This is a genomic window from Polaromonas sp. P1_E3 (assembly GCF_056405935.1).
In genome coordinates, this window is sequence record NZ_JBFUBD010000847.1 from 1 (window position 1) to 551 (window position 551).

The following is a 551-nucleotide window of genomic DNA, read 5'->3' on the forward strand; positions in this document are numbered from 1 at the left end:
GTCCCGCGCGACTGCCGGGTTAGGCGACTTGATCACGATTTATGTCTTCCAAACATCGGTGCAGCATTGTGACCATATCGGTATTTGCTTTCTTTCCGTACATGGGAATTTGAGTGAGAACATAAACCCAGCGTTCAAGAAACACACGATTGGACTTCATTTTTGCTTTTCGTTCATCCCAAAGCCCTTGACTCTGACGGGCTTCATTCAGCAATGCCTCGACCTCAGAAAGGCAAGAGGTGCAGAGCGATGGCAGCCACCATACAAATCGCTTCTTGATTTCATATGTATGTTTCTGATCTTCAGCCAGGAAGACACAGCTGATAGAGCACTTCTTGCATCGGTAGGCGATGTTCTCGTAATGCGTCGCACGATCATCGTAATGGCCGCCCGATGAATTCTGGCTTGATTTTGACCATAGATCTTTATCGATTGCGAAGGACACTTTGTAGACGCCTAACGTAAAAGCAACCGGCGCCCACTCAAGGTGGACCGCGGAGCGGCCCGGGCGTGTTGGGCGTCCGCGTTCACTGACAAGTTACGCATCAGAC

Annotated in this window: 1 protein-coding gene; it reads left to right on the plus strand. The window is 50.1% G+C overall.

The annotated features are described in order from the left end of the window. Positions 1 to 397 (plus strand): hypothetical protein (locus tag AC1D0Z_RS23915; protein ID WP_477660589.1); only part of this gene is annotated, 397 nt, incomplete at its 5' end. Positions 398 to 551 lie beyond the last annotated feature (154 nt).